At 60.2% G+C, this 19309-nt stretch carries 29 protein-coding genes; 1 reads left to right on the plus strand and 28 read right to left on the minus strand.

Features of this window, described 5'->3' with window-relative positions:
• Nucleotides 1-29: 29 nt before the first annotated feature.
• From DVR09_RS16480 to DVR09_RS16585, 24 genes are all read right to left on the minus strand, one after another.
• Nucleotides 30-686, minus strand: coding sequence for a hypothetical protein (locus DVR09_RS16480; RefSeq protein ID WP_162815066.1), 657 nt, complete (start codon nt 684-686; stop codon nt 30-32).
• A gap of 56 nt (nt 687-742) precedes the next feature.
• On the minus strand, nt 743-1201 hold the full coding sequence (locus tag DVR09_RS16485) for a hypothetical protein (RefSeq protein ID WP_115418363.1): 459 nt from the start codon (nt 1199-1201) through the stop codon (nt 743-745).
• A 29-nt stretch (nt 1202-1230) separates the two neighbouring features.
• Complete coding sequence (locus DVR09_RS16490; RefSeq protein ID WP_115418364.1) at nt 1231-1617, minus strand: hypothetical protein; 387 nt, start codon at nt 1615-1617, stop codon at nt 1231-1233.
• Between the two features lie 102 nt (nt 1618-1719).
• The gene (gene ssb, locus DVR09_RS16495; RefSeq protein WP_115418365.1) at nt 1720-2205 is read right to left on the minus strand and encodes a single-stranded DNA-binding protein; all 486 of its coding nucleotides are present in this window, start codon (nt 2203-2205) and stop codon (nt 1720-1722) included.
• Between the two features lie 167 nt (nt 2206-2372).
• On the minus strand, nt 2373-3173 hold the full coding sequence (locus DVR09_RS16500; RefSeq protein ID WP_162815067.1) for a hypothetical protein: 801 nt from the start codon (nt 3171-3173) through the stop codon (nt 2373-2375).
• 44 nt (nt 3174-3217) lie between these two features.
• Nucleotides 3218-4282, minus strand: a complete 1065-nt coding sequence (locus DVR09_RS16505; RefSeq protein ID WP_115418367.1) for a hypothetical protein — start codon at nt 4280-4282, stop codon at nt 3218-3220.
• 56 nt (nt 4283-4338) lie between these two features.
• Nucleotides 4339-5067, minus strand: coding sequence for an MT-A70 family methyltransferase (locus DVR09_RS16510; protein ID WP_115418368.1), 729 nt, complete (start codon nt 5065-5067; stop codon nt 4339-4341).
• Nucleotides 5068-5095: 28 nt separating this feature from the next.
• The gene (locus tag DVR09_RS16515) at nt 5096-5452 is read right to left on the minus strand and encodes a Rap1a/Tai family immunity protein (RefSeq protein ID WP_115418369.1); all 357 of its coding nucleotides are present in this window, start codon (nt 5450-5452) and stop codon (nt 5096-5098) included.
• Nucleotides 5449-6075 carry a hypothetical protein gene (locus DVR09_RS16520; protein WP_115418370.1) on the minus strand — a complete coding sequence of 209 codons (627 nt, stop codon included), beginning with the start codon at nt 6073-6075 and terminating at the stop codon, nt 5449-5451. The genes DVR09_RS16515 and DVR09_RS16520 overlap by 4 nt, the downstream gene beginning before the upstream one ends.
• 105 nt (nt 6076-6180) lie before the next feature.
• Nucleotides 6181-7182, minus strand: a complete 1002-nt coding sequence (locus DVR09_RS16525; protein WP_234041633.1) for a phosphoadenosine phosphosulfate reductase domain-containing protein — start codon at nt 7180-7182, stop codon at nt 6181-6183.
• 107 nt (nt 7183-7289) lie between these two features.
• Complete coding sequence (locus tag DVR09_RS16530) at nt 7290-7523, minus strand: hypothetical protein (protein ID WP_115418372.1); 234 nt, start codon at nt 7521-7523, stop codon at nt 7290-7292.
• A complete protein-coding gene (locus DVR09_RS16535; RefSeq protein ID WP_115418373.1) occupies nt 7520-8716 on the minus strand; it encodes a site-specific DNA-methyltransferase in 1197 nt (398 codons plus the stop codon). Before DVR09_RS16535 ends, DVR09_RS16530 begins: the two co-directional genes overlap by 4 nt.
• A 46-nt stretch (nt 8717-8762) precedes the next feature.
• Nucleotides 8763-9341, minus strand: coding sequence for a hypothetical protein (locus DVR09_RS16540; RefSeq protein WP_234041634.1), 579 nt, complete (start codon nt 9339-9341; stop codon nt 8763-8765).
• The gene (locus tag DVR09_RS16545) at nt 9338-10483 is read right to left on the minus strand and encodes a metallophosphoesterase (protein WP_115418374.1); all 1146 of its coding nucleotides are present in this window, start codon (nt 10481-10483) and stop codon (nt 9338-9340) included. The genes DVR09_RS16540 and DVR09_RS16545 overlap by 4 nt, the downstream gene beginning before the upstream one ends.
• Nucleotides 10483-11274, minus strand: coding sequence for a bis(5'-nucleosyl)-tetraphosphatase PrpE (gene prpE, locus DVR09_RS16550; protein WP_162815068.1), 792 nt, complete (start codon nt 11272-11274; stop codon nt 10483-10485). Before prpE ends, DVR09_RS16545 begins: the two co-directional genes overlap by 1 nt.
• A gap of 11 nt (nt 11275-11285) precedes the next feature.
• On the minus strand, nt 11286-11633 hold the full coding sequence (locus DVR09_RS17325; protein ID WP_162815069.1) for a hypothetical protein: 348 nt from the start codon (nt 11631-11633) through the stop codon (nt 11286-11288).
• Nucleotides 11634-11708: 75 nt separating this feature from the next.
• Nucleotides 11709-12071: a hypothetical protein gene (locus DVR09_RS16555; protein ID WP_115418376.1), complete on the minus strand. Its 363-nt coding sequence runs from the start codon at nt 12069-12071 to the stop codon at nt 11709-11711.
• A 43-nt stretch (nt 12072-12114) separates the two neighbouring features.
• On the minus strand, nt 12115-12369 hold the full coding sequence (locus DVR09_RS16560) for a hypothetical protein (protein WP_115418377.1): 255 nt from the start codon (nt 12367-12369) through the stop codon (nt 12115-12117).
• Complete coding sequence (locus DVR09_RS16565; protein ID WP_115418378.1) at nt 12357-12587, minus strand: hypothetical protein; 231 nt, start codon at nt 12585-12587, stop codon at nt 12357-12359. Before DVR09_RS16565 ends, DVR09_RS16560 begins: the two co-directional genes overlap by 13 nt.
• A 15-nt stretch (nt 12588-12602) precedes the next feature.
• A complete protein-coding gene (locus DVR09_RS16570; RefSeq protein ID WP_115418379.1) occupies nt 12603-13106 on the minus strand; it encodes a hypothetical protein in 504 nt (167 codons plus the stop codon).
• A 36-nt stretch (nt 13107-13142) separates the two neighbouring features.
• Nucleotides 13143-13409: a hypothetical protein gene (locus tag DVR09_RS16575; RefSeq protein ID WP_115418380.1), complete on the minus strand. Its 267-nt coding sequence runs from the start codon at nt 13407-13409 to the stop codon at nt 13143-13145.
• Between the two features lie 13 nt (nt 13410-13422).
• A complete protein-coding gene (locus DVR09_RS16580) occupies nt 13423-14787 on the minus strand; it encodes a DUF4942 domain-containing protein (protein WP_162815070.1) in 1365 nt (454 codons plus the stop codon).
• A 49-nt stretch (nt 14788-14836) separates the two neighbouring features.
• A complete protein-coding gene (locus DVR09_RS17330) occupies nt 14837-15031 on the minus strand; it encodes a hypothetical protein (protein ID WP_162815071.1) in 195 nt (64 codons plus the stop codon).
• Nucleotides 15032-15138: 107 nt separating this feature from the next.
• Nucleotides 15139-17031 (minus strand): hypothetical protein, encoded by a 1893-nt coding sequence (locus tag DVR09_RS16585; RefSeq protein ID WP_115418382.1) that lies wholly within the window; start codon nt 17029-17031, stop codon nt 15139-15141.
• Nucleotides 17032-17125: 94 nt separating this feature from the next.
• Between DVR09_RS16585 and DVR09_RS17335 the strand changes: the two genes are divergently transcribed.
• On the plus strand, nt 17126-17263 hold the full coding sequence (locus tag DVR09_RS17335) for a hypothetical protein (protein ID WP_162815072.1): 138 nt from the start codon (nt 17126-17128) through the stop codon (nt 17261-17263).
• Nucleotides 17264-17348: 85 nt separating this feature from the next.
• On the opposite strand, the gene DVR09_RS16590 is transcribed toward DVR09_RS17335, so the two are convergent.
• The 4 genes from DVR09_RS16590 to DVR09_RS16605 form a co-directional block, all read right to left on the minus strand.
• Entirely contained in the window at nt 17349-17588 is a 240-nt protein-coding gene (locus tag DVR09_RS16590; RefSeq protein WP_115418383.1) for a hypothetical protein, read from the minus strand.
• Nucleotides 17585-17938 carry a hypothetical protein gene (locus DVR09_RS16595; RefSeq protein WP_115418384.1) on the minus strand — a complete coding sequence of 118 codons (354 nt, stop codon included), beginning with the start codon at nt 17936-17938 and terminating at the stop codon, nt 17585-17587. The genes DVR09_RS16590 and DVR09_RS16595 overlap by 4 nt, the downstream gene beginning before the upstream one ends.
• Before the next feature lie 50 nt (nt 17939-17988).
• A complete protein-coding gene (locus DVR09_RS16600; protein ID WP_115418385.1) occupies nt 17989-18489 on the minus strand; it encodes a hypothetical protein in 501 nt (166 codons plus the stop codon).
• A 63-nt stretch (nt 18490-18552) separates the two neighbouring features.
• On the minus strand, nt 18553-19296 hold the full coding sequence (locus DVR09_RS16605) for an RNase H family protein (RefSeq protein WP_162815073.1): 744 nt from the start codon (nt 19294-19296) through the stop codon (nt 18553-18555).
• Between the last annotated feature and the right edge of the window lie 13 nt (nt 19297-19309).

Consider the following 19309-nt stretch of genomic DNA (forward strand, 5'->3'; position numbering starts at 1 on the left):
CCCTGAACTGATGGCGCCCCCTGGCGCAGCTATGCGGCGAATAATTCGGTCTGGACGGGCGGAAAGAGCTCGTCCTGGTATTCCGATGAAGGTTCTTCTTTGGCCGGCTTCGGCTCGATGAGCATGGCGGTATGGCCGTCGAGGATGCCAACGGCGCAGGCACGCCAGAGAAGCGTGTCTACGGTGTTGATGCGATAGCCTGTGGCGTTGGAGATGTGCTCGCACAGGTCGTGCGCGGTGGTGGCGTGACGGTCGGCAAGACGGTTGAGATGAACGTCAGGCTTCGCGCAATCGACGCCGAAGTTCTTCGCGAGGTGGTAGCAGGTGATGCCACCGATCCACGGTAGATTCCGGCAGTATTCGAGCTTGTCGTAGGAGATATGGTAGGCGTCGTAGAGTTCGACGCGCTCGGCCCAGATCTTGTCGATCGCTGCGGACTTGCCCTTGTGACCGAAGACGGTGCCTGCGGAATCGCCGGCTTCGAGCGCCTGCATGCATTTCAGGAAGATCGTCTGGGCGATCGTATGCTTCATTCCGGAATTGCAGATGACGAAGATCGCTTCGCGGGCGAAGGCATCAGGATGCATCGGCGCGCGGCAGTTCTCTGCCCATTCGATGTCGCCCTTGGCATAACCCTTCTCGTCCAGGCGGCGAACTATTTCGCCGAACAGGGATAAGTCTTTCATGAGAGGGCCGCCGGGTTCCATTCGCAGGATATTACCAGCGAATGTCAAGAGCGTCATCAAGAACTTTCTGGATGTGCCGTGGGTTCTTCCAGAATTGGGTCGCAATCCATCGGCGCCAGCTCTTTCAAGAGATCCAGAACGCCGTTGTAGACCTCGTCGTCTTTCTTGATGTTGGAGCTCTTGGTGGACCAGCGCTTGCCGTTGATCTGGACGACGAGGCGTCCCTCGCTTGTCTCATGCCACCATCGCTGGCCGTGCGGCCGCTGGGTGAAGATGTGGAAGTAGGATGCTTCCTGCAGCTCGATATTGATCTCGCAGAGCGCCATGCTGTCGAACTGGCGCGCGTGAGGGGGTATCAAGGCATCAAAACGGGCCTGATATTCGCGCAGGCGGTCTTCAGCGCCCTTGTACGGGCTCATCATGGCGACGTTGCCCTTGATGCGCATGGCCTCCATCATCATGAGCAAGTCCGCGAGGGGAAACTCCATGGAGTGCATGTTGCGGCCGTTGCTCATGAGGATTGCCTGGTATCTGAGCTGAGGGACTAAGCCGAAGTCGGGAAGCCGGCGAGGGCGCGAAGCTTTGTGAGGACCGGTTTGATGGCTTGGCCAGTTTCATAGCGGCCGACATCGATGCCGACAGACGAAGCGCCTTCCATGTCGTCGTAGTCTTCGGCGTCAGGCTCTACCTCGGGCATGTCTTCGAGAATGGCTTCCAGATCCGAGATGGCCTCGAGGAGTGCGGGGGAGGGCGTCTTCGGATCGCTCTCGTCCATGTAGTGGGCCACCGCGCCACATTTGGGGCATTCGCCAACGGGCATGGTCTCGCCCGGGCCGACGCGCTCAGATACGTCCTGCAGCTCTTCGACCTGGTCTTCGGTGCCCTTCCAGTCGCAGTTCTGGCATTCGACGGGCTTGTTCTGATCGGACATGGTGGCCTCTCTTGAGGGTGGTGGTTTCGCATGAAAAGGGGGCCGCCAAACTTAACGAATGGCGGCCCCCTTTTGTTGTGTTTATCGGCCTAAGCCTCTGAATCAGAAGGGAATGTCTTCATCTTCGAGGTTGTCCATGTTGTCGGTCTGCGAGCCACCGGCCGCACCGCCGCCCTGTCCACCAGCGCCCTGGTCGTATCCGCCGCTGTTGCCACCGCCGGCATTGCCGCCGCCGTTGCCGCCGTCGAGCATCTTCATGGTGCCGCCGAAGCCGCTGACCTTGACTTCGGTGCTGTAGCGATCGTTGCCTTCCTGGTCCTGCCACTTGCGGGTCGAGAGCTGGCCTTCGATGTAGACCTTCGAGCCCTTCTTCAGGTACTGCTTGGCGACGTTGACGAGGCCTTCACCGAAGAGCGAAACGGTGTGCCATTCGGTCTTTTCCTTGCGCTCGCCGGTGCTGCGGTCTTTCCACTGCTCCGAAGTGGCGACGCGCAGGTTGGCGACTTCGCCACCGCTTTCGCCGAGGCTGCGTACTTCCGGATCGGCACCGAGGTTGCCGACCAGAATGACCTTGTTCACTGAACTCATTGAGTTGTCCTTGTTCTGGTTGAATTTCTTTTTGACTAAAGGGTCGGTTAAACGACCTGCCCCCCTATATCCCGGAAAGCATAGCAGTTGAGGAATCTCCGGCAACTGCGGATGCGCTCCGTTGAGGAAGTTTCTGGATGTTGGCGCGATTTGATCGCTAAACTTCCTCAGGCAGCGCCCTGTTGGGCGCTGCTGATATGCAAATAGCTCGTTGAGATACCGTGCTTGTTGAACGCCTGCATGATCCGCGCGGTGAATTCCGCTTGCTCGGAGGCTGTCGCGGAGGCGATGTTGACCGCATATCCGTTGGCGGCGACGTATAGCCTCTCGCCATCCACGCGAACTTTGAGCTGTGGTTGGTCGTAGAGCTTGAAGGCAATCTCGAGATGCTTGGAGAGGTGCCCGTTGATGTTGACGAGCCGAAATTCCGGCGCCTGAAGCGGCGTAGCAGCGAAGAAATGCATCTCCTGATCTTCGCCGCATATGCCATTGTACGCGAGCAGTCCTTGCATGAGCGAGAGAGCGTTTTCGGTTCGGCCGCCGTCGTCCGAAAGGATGATCGCCTCGTCTTCGGTGATACCGGGGCATGGATCGGTCGCATCATGGAAATGCAGGTGGCGCCCAATGCGGGCGATCTTCTGAGCAATGTCATCGGCGGAATGACCATGCCAACCTTGGCCGGGCTCTAGCTGGAAGAGTGACGCTTCGAGTTCGACCTGAAGGTCGCCGTCGGTGCCATCGTCGAGCGTTTCACAGCCTGATGCGGTGACAAGTCGAACGACTTCCCGCGGTGAGCCTTTTGCATCGGCTGTGCGGACCACGATTGCTGAAAGAGCGTCGCCGTTGGCGCATGTGCTCACGAAGATGGAGCCGATGGCGGTGTAACGGGGGTGTGGAGCTGCCAACCGCAGAGACTGCCGTAGCCTCTCGGAAGCAGTGGGTGGACCGTTACCGGTGAGGTCCATCATCCGCCTGCCGAGTTGGCGGATGCGGTGGAGGCTGTCTGGGCAGCTCATTCAGGAATGACCTCGTACTGGCCCACGAGGCTGTATGTTTCCGCGACGGCTTGGTCGACGATTACAACCAGGCGAACGACGAGGCGGCCGTTCGATCGTTCGTTTTCGATCTTGAAATTGTCGCCGATGGTGGGGAGTGGCTTGTCCCCCATCACCGTCTTCCAGTCTTCCATGAACTGGATTGAGGCAATCTCGGCAGCTTTTTCGGCTTCGAACTCACCAGCTGCGTCAAGAGGGACGAGCGCATAGTGAAACTGGCCGCGGGTGGCGTCAGGGTCGGAGATTGCCGCTCTGGCAATCATTCCTCGAGCTGTGCGCATCGCGGGATCGGCTTCCGCCTCTATGGTGAAGCGGTGAGGATAGATCCGGTACGGAAGCGGGTAGGCCGCGCCGTGCTGAGTTATGCGAAGGGCGGTGGGAAGGTTCTGAGCCGCTTCGCGCATGGCAGCGAGATGCTCACCCAGTGAGCCGTCCGGAAGGAGGGCACGATCCTCGTCGTCTAGGAGTAGGCAATCGCCACGCAGGTCGAGCGCAGGATGAGCTAGCAGGCAGTGAACTTTGCCATGGAATGCGCCGTCGATCTCCTGCGCAAGCCGCTTCAGGCTCTCAGAGATGTCGGGCCCCTGAGGAGGACCGTAGAGGATGGTGTGTTCGCCTCCGCATGGCGAGGGCGCCCAGCGGGATTTGGGATGCGCCAAAGCGATGGTTTCTGCGATGGCTCGTGCAAACGAGCGGCCGTTGTTTTCGAGGATGATCTCTTCATCATCAGGCATGATCTTGGAGCCGGCGAAGTCGACCTGGCGAAAGAGCATCGTGCGAGGGACAAAGTCTTTCGCAGTTTGTGCATCAGGCATGATCGTGATCGAGAGCTCTTCAAGCGTGCGCGTGATTGTGCCCTTGGCCTGATGGCCTGCGAATTGAATGACCGGGCAAGGATAATCGTCGATCTGCTTGGTCGAAGCCGTGAATCTGGTGTCATTCATCGTGCTGACGTGCACGAAGAGCTTGATCGCGCTGATTGTATCGATGCCGGCTGAAAAGAAGGGCGGTAGGTCTGTCACGTAGCTAAGCTCCGATGGGCGGAATGATGCCCGAATGTGCTGCGGTCGTAGCGGGTTCAAGCCGCCTCAAGAAGAGGCATGGGGGCTGGCTCTGGTTCGGGCTTGCGCTTCTTGATGGTGCCAGCGTCATGAGCCCCAACTTGATTGCCCCAGGCATCCCATTGTTCGTCCGCGTTATGGCGGCAGAAGAGTTCGATGCGCCGATCGGCAACGATGAGTTCTTCGAGAAGCTCGCGGAAGATGAGTGGCTTTTCCGAGTGTCCGGCGCGCGGAGCGTGGACGATTTCGCGCACACCCTTCGAGCCGCGCTGAGGCTGGCCCTTCTTGGCGAGGATGATGATTTCAGAGTTCGAGCGGGTCCAGTAGCCTGTGCTCATGAAGATGTCTTTGGCGAGGTCGATGATGCGCCGCAGCCCGACCTTCTTGTTGAGCTTGACCCAGACGAAGCCGACGGTGACGTAGGTGAAGCCCCAGGCTTCGATCACCTCGAGGGCGTCGGCAAGACATGGATAGGTCGCCCAGCAGGCGAGCATGCAGTCATCTGCTGCAAGGTCTCCGACGGGAAGGGCCTTGAGTTCGTCCACGCTCATGCAGTCGTACCACGACTTGGCATTGCGGTCGTTGCCCTTCTCGCTCCAAGCATCGAAGCTCCAGCAAGGATCGGCATAGATGAGGTCGTAGCGTTCGGCTGGACCGCCAACTAGGTCGAGCGGCACTTCGCCGTGAACAGAGCGGATGGAAGCAAAGGGGTGTTCGGCATCGAGGCCGTTTGCGCGCTGGGTCATTTCTTCTCTCTCGGCTTTACGCCGGAGGTCAACGCTCCTGCCAACCACAGGGCAGCTTCTCGAAGAGGGCTGCTGTGATGGAGGTAGATGCGGGCTTATCTCCCGCATCGGGATGTTCTTCGAGCCATTCGAGGAAAATCCAGATAAGCTCGGTCTCGGAGATCTTCTCGACGACCATGCAGCTGGACTGAAAGTCCGGATCCATCTCGTCTACGAGCATGGGGTCTGCATGCTCTCGAATGAGAGCGATGCATTGCGTTTCCGCGTCGAGGCTTCCTTCCGCCGCCGCCACGCAGAGGTTCCGTGCCTCGTCGGTGGCGAGCATGTCCACAGAAGGGACCGAGCCTGCAGCAGCGGCGAGCGGCAGAAGGAAGTGGAAAATCACGGAAGCTTGACCTTGGCGTTCGCGAAGCGCGCGGCGAGGGCGTTGGTCTTGTCGTCCCAAGCGATGTATTCGCGAAGCGGGGAGAGTTCGCTGTGGAGGGTGCGAATGATCGCGCCGAAGTTCTCGATGGCGAGGTGAATGAGGCCGCGTTCGGCGGCGATCGCAGCGAAGACCATGGCGCGCATGCAGAGCGCGGTGTCATTGTCTTCGAGAGACATGGGCCTGGTGGCGAGGCTGATGCGGAGGCCCATTTCCTTGAGGGCGACGCGCTGGGGAGAAGCGAGGTTGCGGCTGGCGCCGTCGGTATGCTGGAAGATGTAGGGTGAGACGCCCATGACCTGGTTACAGGCTTCGATGCCGGCGACAGCGGCTTTCAGGATGCCATTCCATTCGCGGCCGTAGGCTGCTTCGACACCGGCGAGGGCGGAATGCATCGCGCCGACCTGGTGGGAGGTGCTCAGCCCGGTAATCTTGAGAAGGCGGCCGCATTCTTCCGAGAGCTCGCCGAGAAGCTTGATTTCAGCACGCGTGAGAAGCAGCGGCTTGTCGTCTCCCGCCGGGCGGCGTTTGAGTGCAACGGGAGCGGCATCGACGAAATCGTCGAACTGAAGTTGTGCGGTCATTATGCATTCCCCTGGAATGTTTCTGGATGTTTTAGGAAGAACCCAACCTTCCCGTCTGGATGTATTCTCGCCTTTTAGGGAATTCGGCGTCAAGAGGTTTTCTTCCTAACCCTCTGATAAGGCTTTATTAGCCGTAATCATTTCCTCGAATTTTGCCGTAACCGAATGGGCGGTCAGAAATGGCAGATTTCTGCCGATCCAGTCGGAATTGAAGCGCCGCGCGGAAGCTATTGCGGCGGCTTCTTCGGCCTCCGGCAACCGCCACGGCCATTTTTGGCCGGTGGGAGCCTTCAGGAAATTTTTCGGAATCTGGCTTTCCAGCTCGCGGCGCTTTTCAGCGTAGGACTTTGCCGCGGCGAGCATCTTGATGCGCTGGCCGCTCAGAAGGTGCGGAGCTACGTCAGCGAGCCAGCGTCCTTGTTGGAACGAGAAGCCGGTCTCGAGTTCCATCCCGACGAGATGGTCGAACAGCTCTCGGTTCGATTCCACGCCTGCTGCGACGGTTAGGTCGTTCAAGGAGGCAATGACACAGAATGCGCAGGAGACGCGCGATGCTCCATGGAGGGTGTAGGCCTCGTGGAGATGAAGATCGTGTTCGCGGTGATAGGCAAAGACGTCCTCGGTCGAGATATGGATCGAGGGATGCCAAAGTATCCCGTTGGTCCCGTCGGCGCGCTTCAGCTTGGCGTCGACCTTCGAGACTGGCGTTTTTGCGCGGGCTGAGCTTTCGGCGTGGCGTATCCCAAGAGCGGAGACGATGGTCTCCCCTGGGTATTGGGACCGTAGGTGGCGGTGAAGCACATCTCTTTTCATCTCGGCGGTGCAGAACCGAAGGCTTGCTGCGGACCAAGGGCTGCGCATGCGTCCAAGCTTGAGTTCGGTGTACTGCTCGAGGCCGAGGGCATAGCGTTGCTCCCAGCGAGCAACCATGTCGCCAGCTGTGCGGCGGACGACGGCGAGTGGGAGGCCAAGCTGTGCGGCTTGTTTTTCGATAGCGGCTGGGGTGCTGCGCCATTCAGCGCGACCTAGGTCGGCGTGGATGAGGAGCCGGCGCTCGCGCGGGTGGCCGAGACTGTTGAGGATCGCGTTGGCGGCATGGGCCGTCATCGTGGAGTCTTTCCCGCCCGACAGGTTAAGCGCGAAGATCGCGCCAGCCGAAACGGCTTCGCGTATCCGGTCGTCGATAGCGAACTGGTATCGGCCGAGAGGGAAGGTCATGCCGTCTCGGAATCGCTTTTAGCGAGCCGAGCCTGCTCTTCCCGGTATTCGCGGGCAAGCTTCATGCAGGCGCCCATAGCTCTGCCCATATTTGGGCGACGCATGATCTGGTCGTCTTCGATGACGTAACCTCCTTTGAGGTTGTCCCAGATGCCGAAGACTTGGCCGTTCAACCTTCGATATTCGAAGTGGCCCATGTCGAGTGCGGGATTTTTGGCGGCTGCGCTCATCGTGCGAGTTCCTCGGAAAAGCGAAGTTTGGCGCCCTCGACGTATTCGCGGGCGGCTTCGGTGGTGATCCAGTGACGGCCGAGATCCTCGGCTGCGCGGGCAGTGCTTCCAGAGCCACCGAACGGATCGAAGACGACCTCGCCCGGCTGGCTGAGAAATTCGATCATCTTCGATGCCAGCGGGATGGGCATGCGTGCGGGATGCGGCGGAAGGCCGGCATCGCGGCAGGCGCGCGTGTATTGCTGGTCTCCGCTATTCGGGATGCGGAAGATGTTGGGCGCGATCGAGCCGCCATTGTCGGCGGCGAAGGAGCCTTCGCGGGTTGCGTGGCCCGACGGCTTCTTGCTGCGGACGGCGCCACCCTTCTCGATGAGCTTCTTCATGCGGTCGGAGTAGGGCTCAAGGATGGCGCGGTTGTCCGCGTAGGGGCGATCCTCGGGGGAGAGCCACCAGAGGCACTCGACAGCCTGCTTGAGGCGGATGCGCTCCACGCCGACGTAGTTCGACGGCACGGGGAGGGCTGATGGGTTGTGCCAGAGGAGACGCTGGCAAAGGTGAAGGCCCAGCCGATCCTGCAGCGCGATAATCGTGCGCTCCTGGTACATCGACACCGTAGGCGAGTTCTTGAGCCAAGTGTCACCGAGGTTGAGGACGAGAGAGCCATTGCTCTCCATGACGGGCATGAGGCGTTCGATGATGGAACAGAGCCAGTCGATGTATTCCTGCCCGACCTTGTTGCCGTATTCCTTCTTCGTCTTGAGCGGGTAGGGCGGACTGGTGAGCAGAAGGCGAACCGTGCCCGGGTCGATCACGCTGGCGGCATCTTCCGCCATACCCCAGAGGGCGCAGCCATTCGGGGTGAAGAATACGGTGACCGGCCGACCGGGGAAGGCCGAGGTCAGGTGCTTCGAGCCGGTATCGGTCAGGCGCCATGCGCGACCGTCACGTTCGATGAGTCCGGCCAGCTTGCTGTGCTGTTGGCCCCAGCGGATACGATGGGCGAGGAGGTTGTGGTCTTGGCCGCCGATAGTGCCGCGCTGATTGCGCTGCGTCTCATCGAGGCCAAGCTGATCGGCAACTGCGTTGCGGATCTCGGCGGTGGTGGCTTCACCACCCGCCTTGTCGACGGCATCGAGAATAGGGAGCACGAGCTGCCGCTGTGTCGGCAGGTTCGTCGGTAGTGAATCGGACACGAGATTTCCTCAGGCTTTCAGCTGCAAGAAACCCCTGTGTCCTCCTTCAACTGGTTTTCTGTTTGTCCGTGAGGACGCCCCACTCGCGCAGGATCGCGAGACCCTCATCCACGGTGGTGAAGATGCGGTAGGGCACGCCCATTTCCATGCACCAGGCTTCGTAGTCGATCTGGTTGGGCTGCTGGCCGTTCTTGCCTACCTTCGCCTCGAGCACGCCTGAGCCGTCCTTCCAGAGAAAGAGATAGTCGGCGGTGCCGGGGATGAGACCCATTGCCTTGGCGAGAGCGTAGCGCATCTGCGCGAGCCGACCCTGGTGCCCAGCGATCTCGTTCGCAGGGTGGGTCCAGACACAGCGAAGCTTTCCTTCGATGGTGAAGGCTCGGAGCGTGGTCGCGAAGTCGATTGCCAGCCGCTCCTCGGGCTTGATCTTCATGCCGCGGGGAGGGAGGCATGCCATCAGGCGGAGAATGGCGGCCTGGAAGGTCACCGGCCCTTTGGGCTTGGCCTGGCTCTTCGAGGGAAGTCGACGTTTTCGAGCCTTCTTCGGAGGGCCGATCTCGCGCTTGGGCGCGGGTTCGGGGGCGGTGATCTTCTTGTAGTCTTCGAGGCTCATCCGCTCCGTCACGCAGCGTCTTCCATATCAGGGAATACGCCTTCGTAGTATGCCTTTTTGGCATCCACGCTGATGAACGTGTTTTCGGGATAGCGATATGCGGTGAGCTTGCCACCGAAGACGCAGCCGGTGTCGATCGCGAGAACATTGTTCAAGCGGCGCGGCTCACGGGTGACGACATGCCCATGGACGACGAGTGGCTCGCCGGAGTATTCGGCAGCCCAGTCGACAGCGACGGGGCGACCGGTTTCGTCGTTCTCGCCCGTGCGTTCGCCGAAGAGAGCGAACGCCCGAGAGGCATTGCTTTCCACGCCGTGGAATTCCTCTTTGAGGCCGGCGTGCGCGATGATCAGCGCGCCGTCGTCGAGGATGTAGTGGGTGCGAAGGTCATCCAGCCAGTCGGCATAGGAGTGGCGGTCTCCGTCGGCCATATGCTGGAGCTCGTCGACAGTCTTCTGGAGGCCCGGGCCGATCTTCACGTCGCCGCCACGCAACCACCGGCGGAGCTTGTCGTCGTGGTTGCCGAGAGCGATGATGGCCCCGAAGCGTTCATTGAGGGCGCGGGAGATTTCGAGAACCGACTGGTTCTCTGGGCCGCGATCGGTGAGGTCGCCCACAAGGCAGACGCGACGGCCTTCGGGATGAGGGACAAGTTCGATCATACCAGGCGAGCATACTCGGGCATGGCCCAGCTCAACGAGCAACTGTCCGAATTCATCGCCGCAGCCATGGATGTCGCCGATGATATCGAAGCCGCCATTGAGGTGGCGCAGGTCGTTGGGCATCCGGACGCGCGAGATTTCGAGGCTCGCGATATCGTCCGGCTGGATGTCGTAGATGAAGCGGAAGTCTTCGCTCTCTTCGACAGTCTCCGTTTCTCCGATGCAGATGACGACAGGGTGCGCGCCAGACCTGCGGGCTGAGCGGATCATGCTTTGGCGTATCTTCGGATGGCTATGGGCAAGGTGAAGGGCGCCGGGCTTCTTGGTGGCCAGCGCATCCAGAACCTTCGTCTTCGCATCTTCGGGCAGGTTCGTGGTCACATGGATATGCGTGTGGAAGACCAGCCGCTCGATCATGGCCTTCGCATGATCGGCCTGCTTCGCGAGTACGACGACCAGGGAGAAGTCGGGGATGTGAAGGGTCTTGGTCATCAGGCGGCTTCTTGCATGTTGGTTGGTTCTGGGTCGGGCAGGACGCCGTTTCCATGATTGGCTTTCGCGGTGACGCTGACAAAGGTGTCTTCGGGGTACCGGTAAGCGGTAAGCTTGCCACCGAAGACGCAGCCGTTGTCGATCGAGATGACGTTGTTTAATCGTCTCGGCTCGCGGGTCACGACATGGCCGTGAACGACAAGCGCTTTCCCGCGATAGTCCGCAGCCCAGTCAACGCTCGTGGGGATTCCGTGGCGGTCAGTCTCACCCGTCTTCTTTCCGTAGAGAGCGCAAGCGCGGGATTCGTCGGAATCTATTCCGTGGAATTCTTCTTTGAGGCCTGCATGGGCAACAATAAGAGATCCGCTGTCGAGCACGCAGTGTGGGGGCAAGCTCTCAAGCCAGTCGGCATATCGTTCGCGTTCCTCGGTGGTGAGTGATGAAAGGCATGCGACAGTCGTGTGCAGCCCGTGGCTGATGCGAGTGTCTAATCCGCGAAGCCAGGCGGCCAAGCGTTCGTCATGGTTCCCCATTACGATGATTGCACCGAAATCTTCCTGAAGTACTTTCGCGAGCTTGATGGAAGATAAGTTATCCGGACCGTGGTCAGTGAGATCTCCGAGGAGGCAGACGTGCCGACCCTCGGGATGCTGGATAAGTTCGATGCTTCCTGTTGAAGTTTGTTGGGCATGACCCAGTTTGACGAGCAATTCTTGCAGTTCTTCTGCGCAGCCGTGAATGTCTCCGATAATATCGATCGGGCCATTTATGTGTCGTAGGTCAATCGGCATCGGCATTCCTGTTATCGCCGCGCGCTGCGACGCAGGAGCGTGTGAGCGCCTTCGTCGTCGTTCGCAGCTTCTGCGTGGATAATGAAGCCGGCGGCTTCGTAATGACTGATGATGTTGCCCTGAACCGGTAGGACAATCGCATCGATGCATAGTGTATTGGCATCCGCATGATTGACAAGGAGCTTGATGGCGCGGTGAGCGAGAGAACTATCGCTAGGATCAATCTCGAGGTTGCGAACCGTGACGGTTGAGCCGGTGCGGGTGATCTCTGCTTCGAGACCCATGTTTTCGATCTGCTTGCGAACGACGTCGGTCGGGTTGGTGGTCGGGTTGTCGAGAAGGTACTGGGGGAGGGCCATTTGGTGAAATTCCGGAATTGCAGGTGTGTTTGGGGCTTGGACGTCTGCCGCTTGGCGGCTGGCTGCTGAGCCTGGCTACTGCAATGTCGGCGCGTTGCGGCGCACATACTCCTCGATGTCGGTTACGAGAGCGAGGAATTCCGGTTCTACCTCGTCGACCTCCGCAGGATGGGTCGCGGGGAGAGCCCTGATATCGGCGATGTCGGCGAAGACATCAGCCGCGGTAACGCGGTCCATTTCGGGGACGGGGTTACCTTCGTGGATCTGCCTCCAGCAATCGAAGGTGAAGCTGAGACAGTCACGCTCAAACATCTGACGCCCGCCCAGGACAAGAGCTCCGAGCGCGACCAACAGGTCGAGCGCGCTATTGCTCTTGTCGCTGTGTATCCCCCCTATGCCTTCGGAACGTGCGTGGGTGGATAGCTGCGGAGTCATCATGAGGGCATTTCCTTCGGTGAATAGGATCACCGGAAAGCCCCCTTCATTCGCCTTCTACTGTGGTCTCCGGTTCGTCGCCAACGGCGTCGTCCACCTGCTTCTTCAAGCCGCGATATCCGGACCCTTTGGGCCGCCAGCTCTTGTCGACTTGCTTCAGCAGGGCGCGGAGATTGTCTCGCTCCTTCTCGACAGTCTCGATATGCTCCATCGCACGCCAGCAGACGTGGTCTTGGGGCCGCTGGTCGCGGCGCGTCGACTGGTGGGCCTTCGCCTTCAGCTCAGCTTTCAGTTCTGGCATTCGGGAGCCTCATAGGCAGGCGGGTCCGGCAGGACGCCCTGGGGGAGGTAATGGGTGGCGGGGTCGCCATACCGTCCGTCACAGCCAATCGGGCCGCCATCAAGAGGCTCAGCCCAGAACGACCAGTCGCAAGAGCCATCTTCATGGGTGACCCAGCATCCAACGATTTGCCAGGAGCCGTCTTTCGGCGCGTCCTCGATGGGTTTCCATTTGGTCATGGTGGGTCTCTCGTCTCAGTGGGTGCGAGCGTAGTCGAGCACCGCTTCGACCGGGTCACGGTTCATGGCTTTAGCCTGCGTGAAGGCCATCATCGCCGGCACGTTGCTGCCGTTCTTCATGATGAGGCCAGCCGCGCGCTGTTTCTGTTCGTCGGTTCCGCCGATGACAGGGACTTCGCCGAGCCAGCTATTTGCTGCCGTCTCGTTGGTGATCTCCTCGACAATCCAACCGCGCATGACTTCGTCGTAAACGACGGCGCCGATCTCGGTGACATCGTATGGCTGGGCATGGCAATGCGCGACACTCGCGTGACGCTCCGAGCAGCGCCACGCAGCAATCTGGAGCTTCTCGACGAAGTCCATTGGAGTGTATTTTCCGCCTTCGTAGGAGCAGCGGATATAGTCCTCTTCCTGCGTGCCGACGAGGACCGTGGCTGCGATGAAGCCGCCGAGCTTGCCTAAGACGGGCTCGTAGAGCGTGAGGCGAGGGACCTGTGGCTTGGGTTCTGGACTGGGCATCAACTGCTCCTTGGGAGGATGCGGGAAAGGTCAGCCTTACGACAGGAGGTCGTCGTCGGGCTTCTTGAAGAATTCGGGGCTTCCGCCGACGGCTTCTAGTTCCGCCTCGACCTGGCTGTCCTCGATCGGCGTGGTTTCGACCGCGGTGCGCGCACCGACGAAATCGCCATCGCCGAGATGGTATGCGACATCGTCCGCGCTCATCTTCGAGGGATCGAGCTCAGCGGGATGCACCATCGTATAGGTGAGGGTGGTCTTGGCTACCGGACGGTTTTCCGCCTCGGTCTTGGTATTGTCCGACATTGCGGCCTTCTTTCTATCGTTTGCGGACGGTCAGCATCACTGTGTTGACCATGGTGCCGACGGACTCGAAAGAGCCAGCCGGCAAATCGATGAAGCGACCTCCCATCGCTTCGACCCGGGCGCGGAAGTCCTGGGTTTTGGCATCGGATCGGAATTCGACGCCGGAGGACATGATTGCGACTAGCACGCCGCCGGTCTCGAGGAAATCGAGAGCATGGCTGACGTGGTCGACATCCCGGCCCCTATCGAAGGGCGGGTTCATGATGATGCGTTCGAACAGACCGGTCATGGACGGGTTCAGTTCGAGGAAGTCCATTGCAAGGACGGTGGTGTAGCGGTCGTCCGCCTCGAGCTGCTCGATCAGGTCGGGCTGGACTTCAACGCAGGTGACATCGCATTTCTTGTCGGCGGCGAGGCTGGAGAGTGCGCCAGTGCCGGCGTTCGGCTCGAGCACCTTCATGCCTTCGCTGAGGTAGGCTTCGTCGATGACGCGCTCGGCAAGCTCATGTGGGGTGGGGAAGAAGCCATAGTTTTTGGCAAGCCCTTGGGCTGGCCGGTGCTTCTTCTCGGCAACGTCGGCCGCTGCCCCGATGGATGCGCCGTAATACTCGGCGAGCAGCTGGTTGACGTTGCGCACCAGGTCGTCGCGCTTGAAGTAGACGTGGAGGTTGCCGTTCTTAAAGACCCGGCATTTGAAATATTCGGATTCCGCGGTGAACGTCTTCGGGTTCATGCAGCTGCGCTGTTCGTTGATCTCGCCAACGATGCCATTCCAGCGCTCCGGGACTTGCTTGCCGTCGAGCACGTAGAAGGCGCGTTCGACATCCATGAGATGGTCATCGGCGCCTGCGCTCGACCAGGCTTGATAGCTGGTGAGAGCGTAGGAGAAGATGATCCGGCTGCCGATCTTGAAGCCATCATGCGAACGGAAGCGGCGGTCGAGCCTCGAAAAGGCGGTAGCGATACCACGCTTGAAGATCATGTCGGCGTCGCCGACGAGGCTCTGCATGGTGGCGAAGCAATTCTCGACCGAAACCTCGGGCGGATCCTCGACCAGCTGGTGACGGAACTCCTGGCGGGCCGTCGTATCCATCAGCTTGTCGATACCGGAGGTGTAGATGAGGTGCTCCCAGACCGCCTTGTCGACGAGCTTGGCCATGCCCTTCTCGAAGTTCTCGGCTTCGCGGGGGCTGCCGCCTTCCAGAAGGCGCTTCATGCGTTCAGGCAGGCAAGGGATGGAGCCCTGCGGCGACGCACGGCGCGCAAGGTCGAAGCCTTCGCCGATCAGGGCGTAGGCGGCATTGAACTTCTCGAGCGCCTGCGAGCGAAGTCCCACGATCTCGTGGATGGTGGCGCGGGGTATGAGGGCGTTTTCCATCGAGCGTCCTTGCGAGTGTAGCGAGTAGAGAGGTCTGACCAGCCGGGCGTTAGTCTTCGGCGTCGACAGTCGAAACGATGGTGTAGGCATCGACCTCGACATCGTCGGGCAGGAAACCTGCACCCATCAGGCGGTTCTGGATCGCGGTTTCCGCATCAGCGGCCGCGGCCATTGCCCGTTCTCCGTTGACCGGATTCCCCTCAGGGGTGTTCAGGGTCATCGTAAGGGCAACAGTCACTTTCATGGGTCAAACTCCTTTTGACCAAACCGCTCGACAACGCAGTCGAGCCACTTCTTCTTGGCGAATGTGTGGAAGGGCGCCGCCCCGGTGTGGAGGCAGCGCCCTATCGCTTAGCGGTTCTGCTCGTCTTCCCAGCACTTGGCATCGAGCTTGGCGGCATATTCAGTCTTGAAGCCGTGGCCTTCGCCCTCGGTCTTCATGCCGTTCATTTCGAACCACGACCACTCGCCACACTCTTCGTGGATCTCGTAGTGGTCAGGCAGCTCGATGCTGTCCGGGTCACCTTCGAGAGCCATCTCGTCGATTTCTTCCGGCTCTTCAGCCTTGGCCGGGCGGATGATCGTGAACAGCTCGTCGATGTCGTGCTGGTCGAGATCGACTTCGAACGGGCCGGTATGTTCCTGCACCCAGGTGGGAGCGAAGTCGCTGTAACGCAGGGAATCCCGCTCCGCGTCATCCTCGAGGTGGTTCATCGCGGCGGTATAGCCGAGAAGGAGGAGGTCGAAGGTGACATCGATCTTCGTATCGCCCGAAGGGTCGACCTGAACGGCATAGTCATTGACCCATGCCTGCGGACGGAATTCAGCGAAGACCTGCTTGCGCTTGCCTTCAGTTTCCATGCGCCCGTTGATGAGGTAATCGACGGCTGCGTAGTAGTCGTCGTTCGAGTGTGCATCCGCTGCGATGTGGAAGGGAAGCAGGACGAGGAGCGTGATGCTGTTGTCCTGGGGTTTGCAGCTGGTGAGAAGCGTTCCGCCCATTGAGGTCACCGGATCGAGCAGGCTCTCCTCGAACTTCTTGATTGCGAGTTCGGCTTCGGCCTTGCCGATGTCCTCTTCGTCGCCCCAGTTCCACGTCTCCTTGATCTCGATGGCGTGGTAGGTCTCGCCCTCGTGCTTGACGGCGAAGCCAACACGGTTGGAACGGCCGCCCCAGTATTTCGAATGCAGGGTGGCGCGATCGAGAACGCTCAGCTCCTGATGGTTGAGGTCGTCGTGGGTGACACCGGGCAGCGTATTACCAAACTCGTCGGTCAGCCATTCCAGCAGCATGAAGGGAGTGGTTTCGAAGCCGGAGCATTCGCCAGCAGCCGTGTGCGGCTTCACGTCGACCGGCTGGCTGGTAATGCCAAGCTGAGCGAGGATTTCCGGCGTGATTTCGATGCTGGTCTCACCGGTGTCGTAGAACTCGGTGCTGTGAGCGTCGAAGTAGGTGGATACGATCTCTGCGTCGGTGAGAGTGTCGACGTCCTCTTCGACCATCTCCTCAACCTCCGACCAGAACTCACGGCAGAATTCAGCGAGCTGAGCCTGAAGTTCGGCAGGGGATGTCGCGGCGTATGCATTGGTGCCGTGACGATGGTCGACACAGGCGGTGAAAAGGCGAAGCTTCTTCGTGTCGCCGTCGTCGATGATGGTGGGAGCGGTGGACTGGACAGCCTGGCGGCCGAACTTGATGGCAGCCTCGTATTCGGCAAGGCCCGGGTCGTCATCATAGGTGCCGTCGTCGAGACCGCTCGAGAGATCCTCGGCATACTTGTCTGCGGCTTCTACCAGCTGGCTGAGGGTGTCGCGGCTCACAGAAACCATATCCGAGCCGTCAATTGCGGCCGGCGAACCAGCCGCGGCTCCGAGGTCGGGGATGGACTGCCCAGCAAGGTCGCCGAGCCAGGCGAGGTGGCCATAGGGCGTCACGCCGATGAGTTCGGCGCGCTCTTCCTCGACGACGTTTTCGATGAAAGCTTCATCGATGCCGTAAGGGGCACTGGCGGACTGGTCGGTGACGATGATGAGGCGCTGGCCATCGGGCAGGGCGATGCTTCCGAGCGGCTGGGCCTGAAGGGGAGTGAGGTCGCCGCGCTTTGCGGCTGCGCTGAACTCGCCGGAATTGTGATATCCGAGAGTGCTGGAGAGCAACTCGATGAGAGCTGCGCGCTTGAGATCGACACCGCGGGCTTTCAGAGCTTTTCCGAAGCGATCGACATAGATGGACGAGATTTTCATGTAACCATTCTCCGATGGCGACCAGGCGTAACAATGCGGGGGTCTCGTTGACCGCGATGCCGGCCGCCGTCGTATGAACGGTTGGGTAGTAGGCATGCGTAGGTTGTTCGGCACTTCGCCTGTGGCCGAAGCCACACCGGAAATCCGGCTGAGACCAGCGGGCGTGTCGAAGCCCAGGAGCGTCGGCTCCTTCGGTGCAGCTGCTTACAGCGGCGTCGAAGAGGTCGATTGATAGAAGCGGGTCAGCAATTTTCCTTCCCTCGGTGCTTCAATCCTAGGGACACTTCACATCAGCAAAGGTGGGCGGAAGGCCCGCGTTAGACGCGGAGCCATTCTCGCTTGTTGTCGGGATTTGTCTGGATCCGTCCAGCCTTGCGCTCACGCTGCAGGAGCTTGTCCGCTGAGCGGCTGGCGACGTAGCGCTTGCCCTCGAACTCATCTGGGACACCAGCGCGGTAGAGGGCTCGCTCCACATCGAAGAGGCGGAAGGTGCCGGTCATGGCAGCCAGGCCGGCGTTGATCTGTTCGTCAGAGAGTTCGAAGCCAGCCGTCTTCATTCGTCATCTCCGATGCCTTCAAGGCTCGGGTAGCGGACGACGGACCATGTGCCCACAGCCGCAGCACCGCCCACCACGAGGAAGACGAAGAGCGATGCGAGGGATGTGCCGATGCCGCGAAATTCAAAGAAGAGGCGGCCCGATAGGAGTGTGGCCATCCAAAGGGCGGCGGTGAAGCAGGCCATCCGGATCCCGGTGGCGTCGGGTTTGCGCACCATGACGTGATAGGAGAGTGCGAGCATCAGCACCACGTCCACAAAGGCTGTGAAGAGGTCGAAGACGCCGCGATAGGTGAAATAGAGGATCGCGGCTCCGATCAGCTGGGCGACGACAAACATGACGTAGGACATGATGGCTTTCCGTGTTGAGTATCAGGACAGAGAGACGCGCTTCCGCGCTACTACATGCACAAGAGCGAGATGGAAGGCGGCGTGGTCTTGGTATCGACTTTGGTCTTCTTCCAGCCGTCGAATTCGGGAGGGAGGGCGTCGTCCGAACCTTCGAGGAAGAGGGTGACCTTGAAAGCGGTTTGAAGGACCGCGTCGACGAGGTCAATCGACCCGCCGATAGCTGCCTGGTTGGACGCGCTTGCCCTGAGGTCGCGATTGGAGCCGATGGCGAAGGTCTGTGCAGACACGGCTGGCACTTCTTCGATCACATGGAGATCCTTGTGAGCGATGCCGTCGGCGATCGAGGCGCGGTCGGTGATGAGATGAGCGACCGCGCGCGTGTTCACCGAGACTTTGTCCGGGGTAGCGACAACCTTGCCGTCCTTCAGGCCGGCATAGACGATGATCTCGGTTTCCGAGGGGCTGAGTGGCCCTGGGGACCGGAGATGGCGTTGGGGGGCCACGGCAACAGCAACCGGCTGGGTGTCTTTTTTAGCTTTGGCGCGGGCCATCTGACTTTCCTTCGATGAATTGGCTTCGGCTCAAGACATCAAGAGCCTCAATCCGGCTGGCAGCTACTCGGTGATGCCGGTGTTGTGCGTAGCCTGGCGGAAGACATCGACGAGAGCGCCGTATCCGTGCGTCTGGAGCATTCGCTCAGACATCATTCGCAATTTCTGGATATCTGCCTCGCGGTCGACGCTGGCCTTGGCGATGTGGCGCCAGACGATCGGAGAAGGCTGAGGGATGAAGCCTGTGTCTCTGATGGAGCGCGAGACGATTCCGGCGGCGCGGTCGGCCATATCGTTAGCTTCGACCAGCTCGTCGACGGTCTCGTCGCTGGCCTTCTTGGTGTGACCCTTCTGATGGGTCACGGTCACGTAATTGCCGATCTCGTCGCGGAGGTCGGCAATTTCCTGCCAGAGGACCTGGTGGGCAATCGAGCCGCGGGTGGCTTTGCGCCACTTCGCCTTGATCCACTTGGACAGGTGCTCCGTATAGGATTTGACGACATATTGGCTGTCGCAAATGATCTCGAAGCGGTCGCGTTCTGTGATGATCGCATTTTCAGGATCGGCCTCAAGCGCGAGGCGGTAGGCCTGAACAGCCATGAGTGCGTTGAGAAACCCGAGAACCTCCACCTCGCCGGTGGTGGTGGCTCGCTTGCCGCCGATCAGTTCCTGGGTAAAGCCGGGCGCTATAGGGTGGTCGTCCTCGAAGATGACGACAGCCGCCCATCCTCCATGCCCTACGGCACGACGCTTCCCTTCCTCTGTGGGTGTTCCGAGGGATGAGCCGTCGGTCGCGATAATGGGCATAGGCAATTTCCTT

This window comes from Erythrobacter aureus, from assembly GCF_003355455.1.
Taxonomy (GTDB): Bacteria; Pseudomonadota; Alphaproteobacteria; order Sphingomonadales; family Sphingomonadaceae; genus Qipengyuania; species Qipengyuania aurea.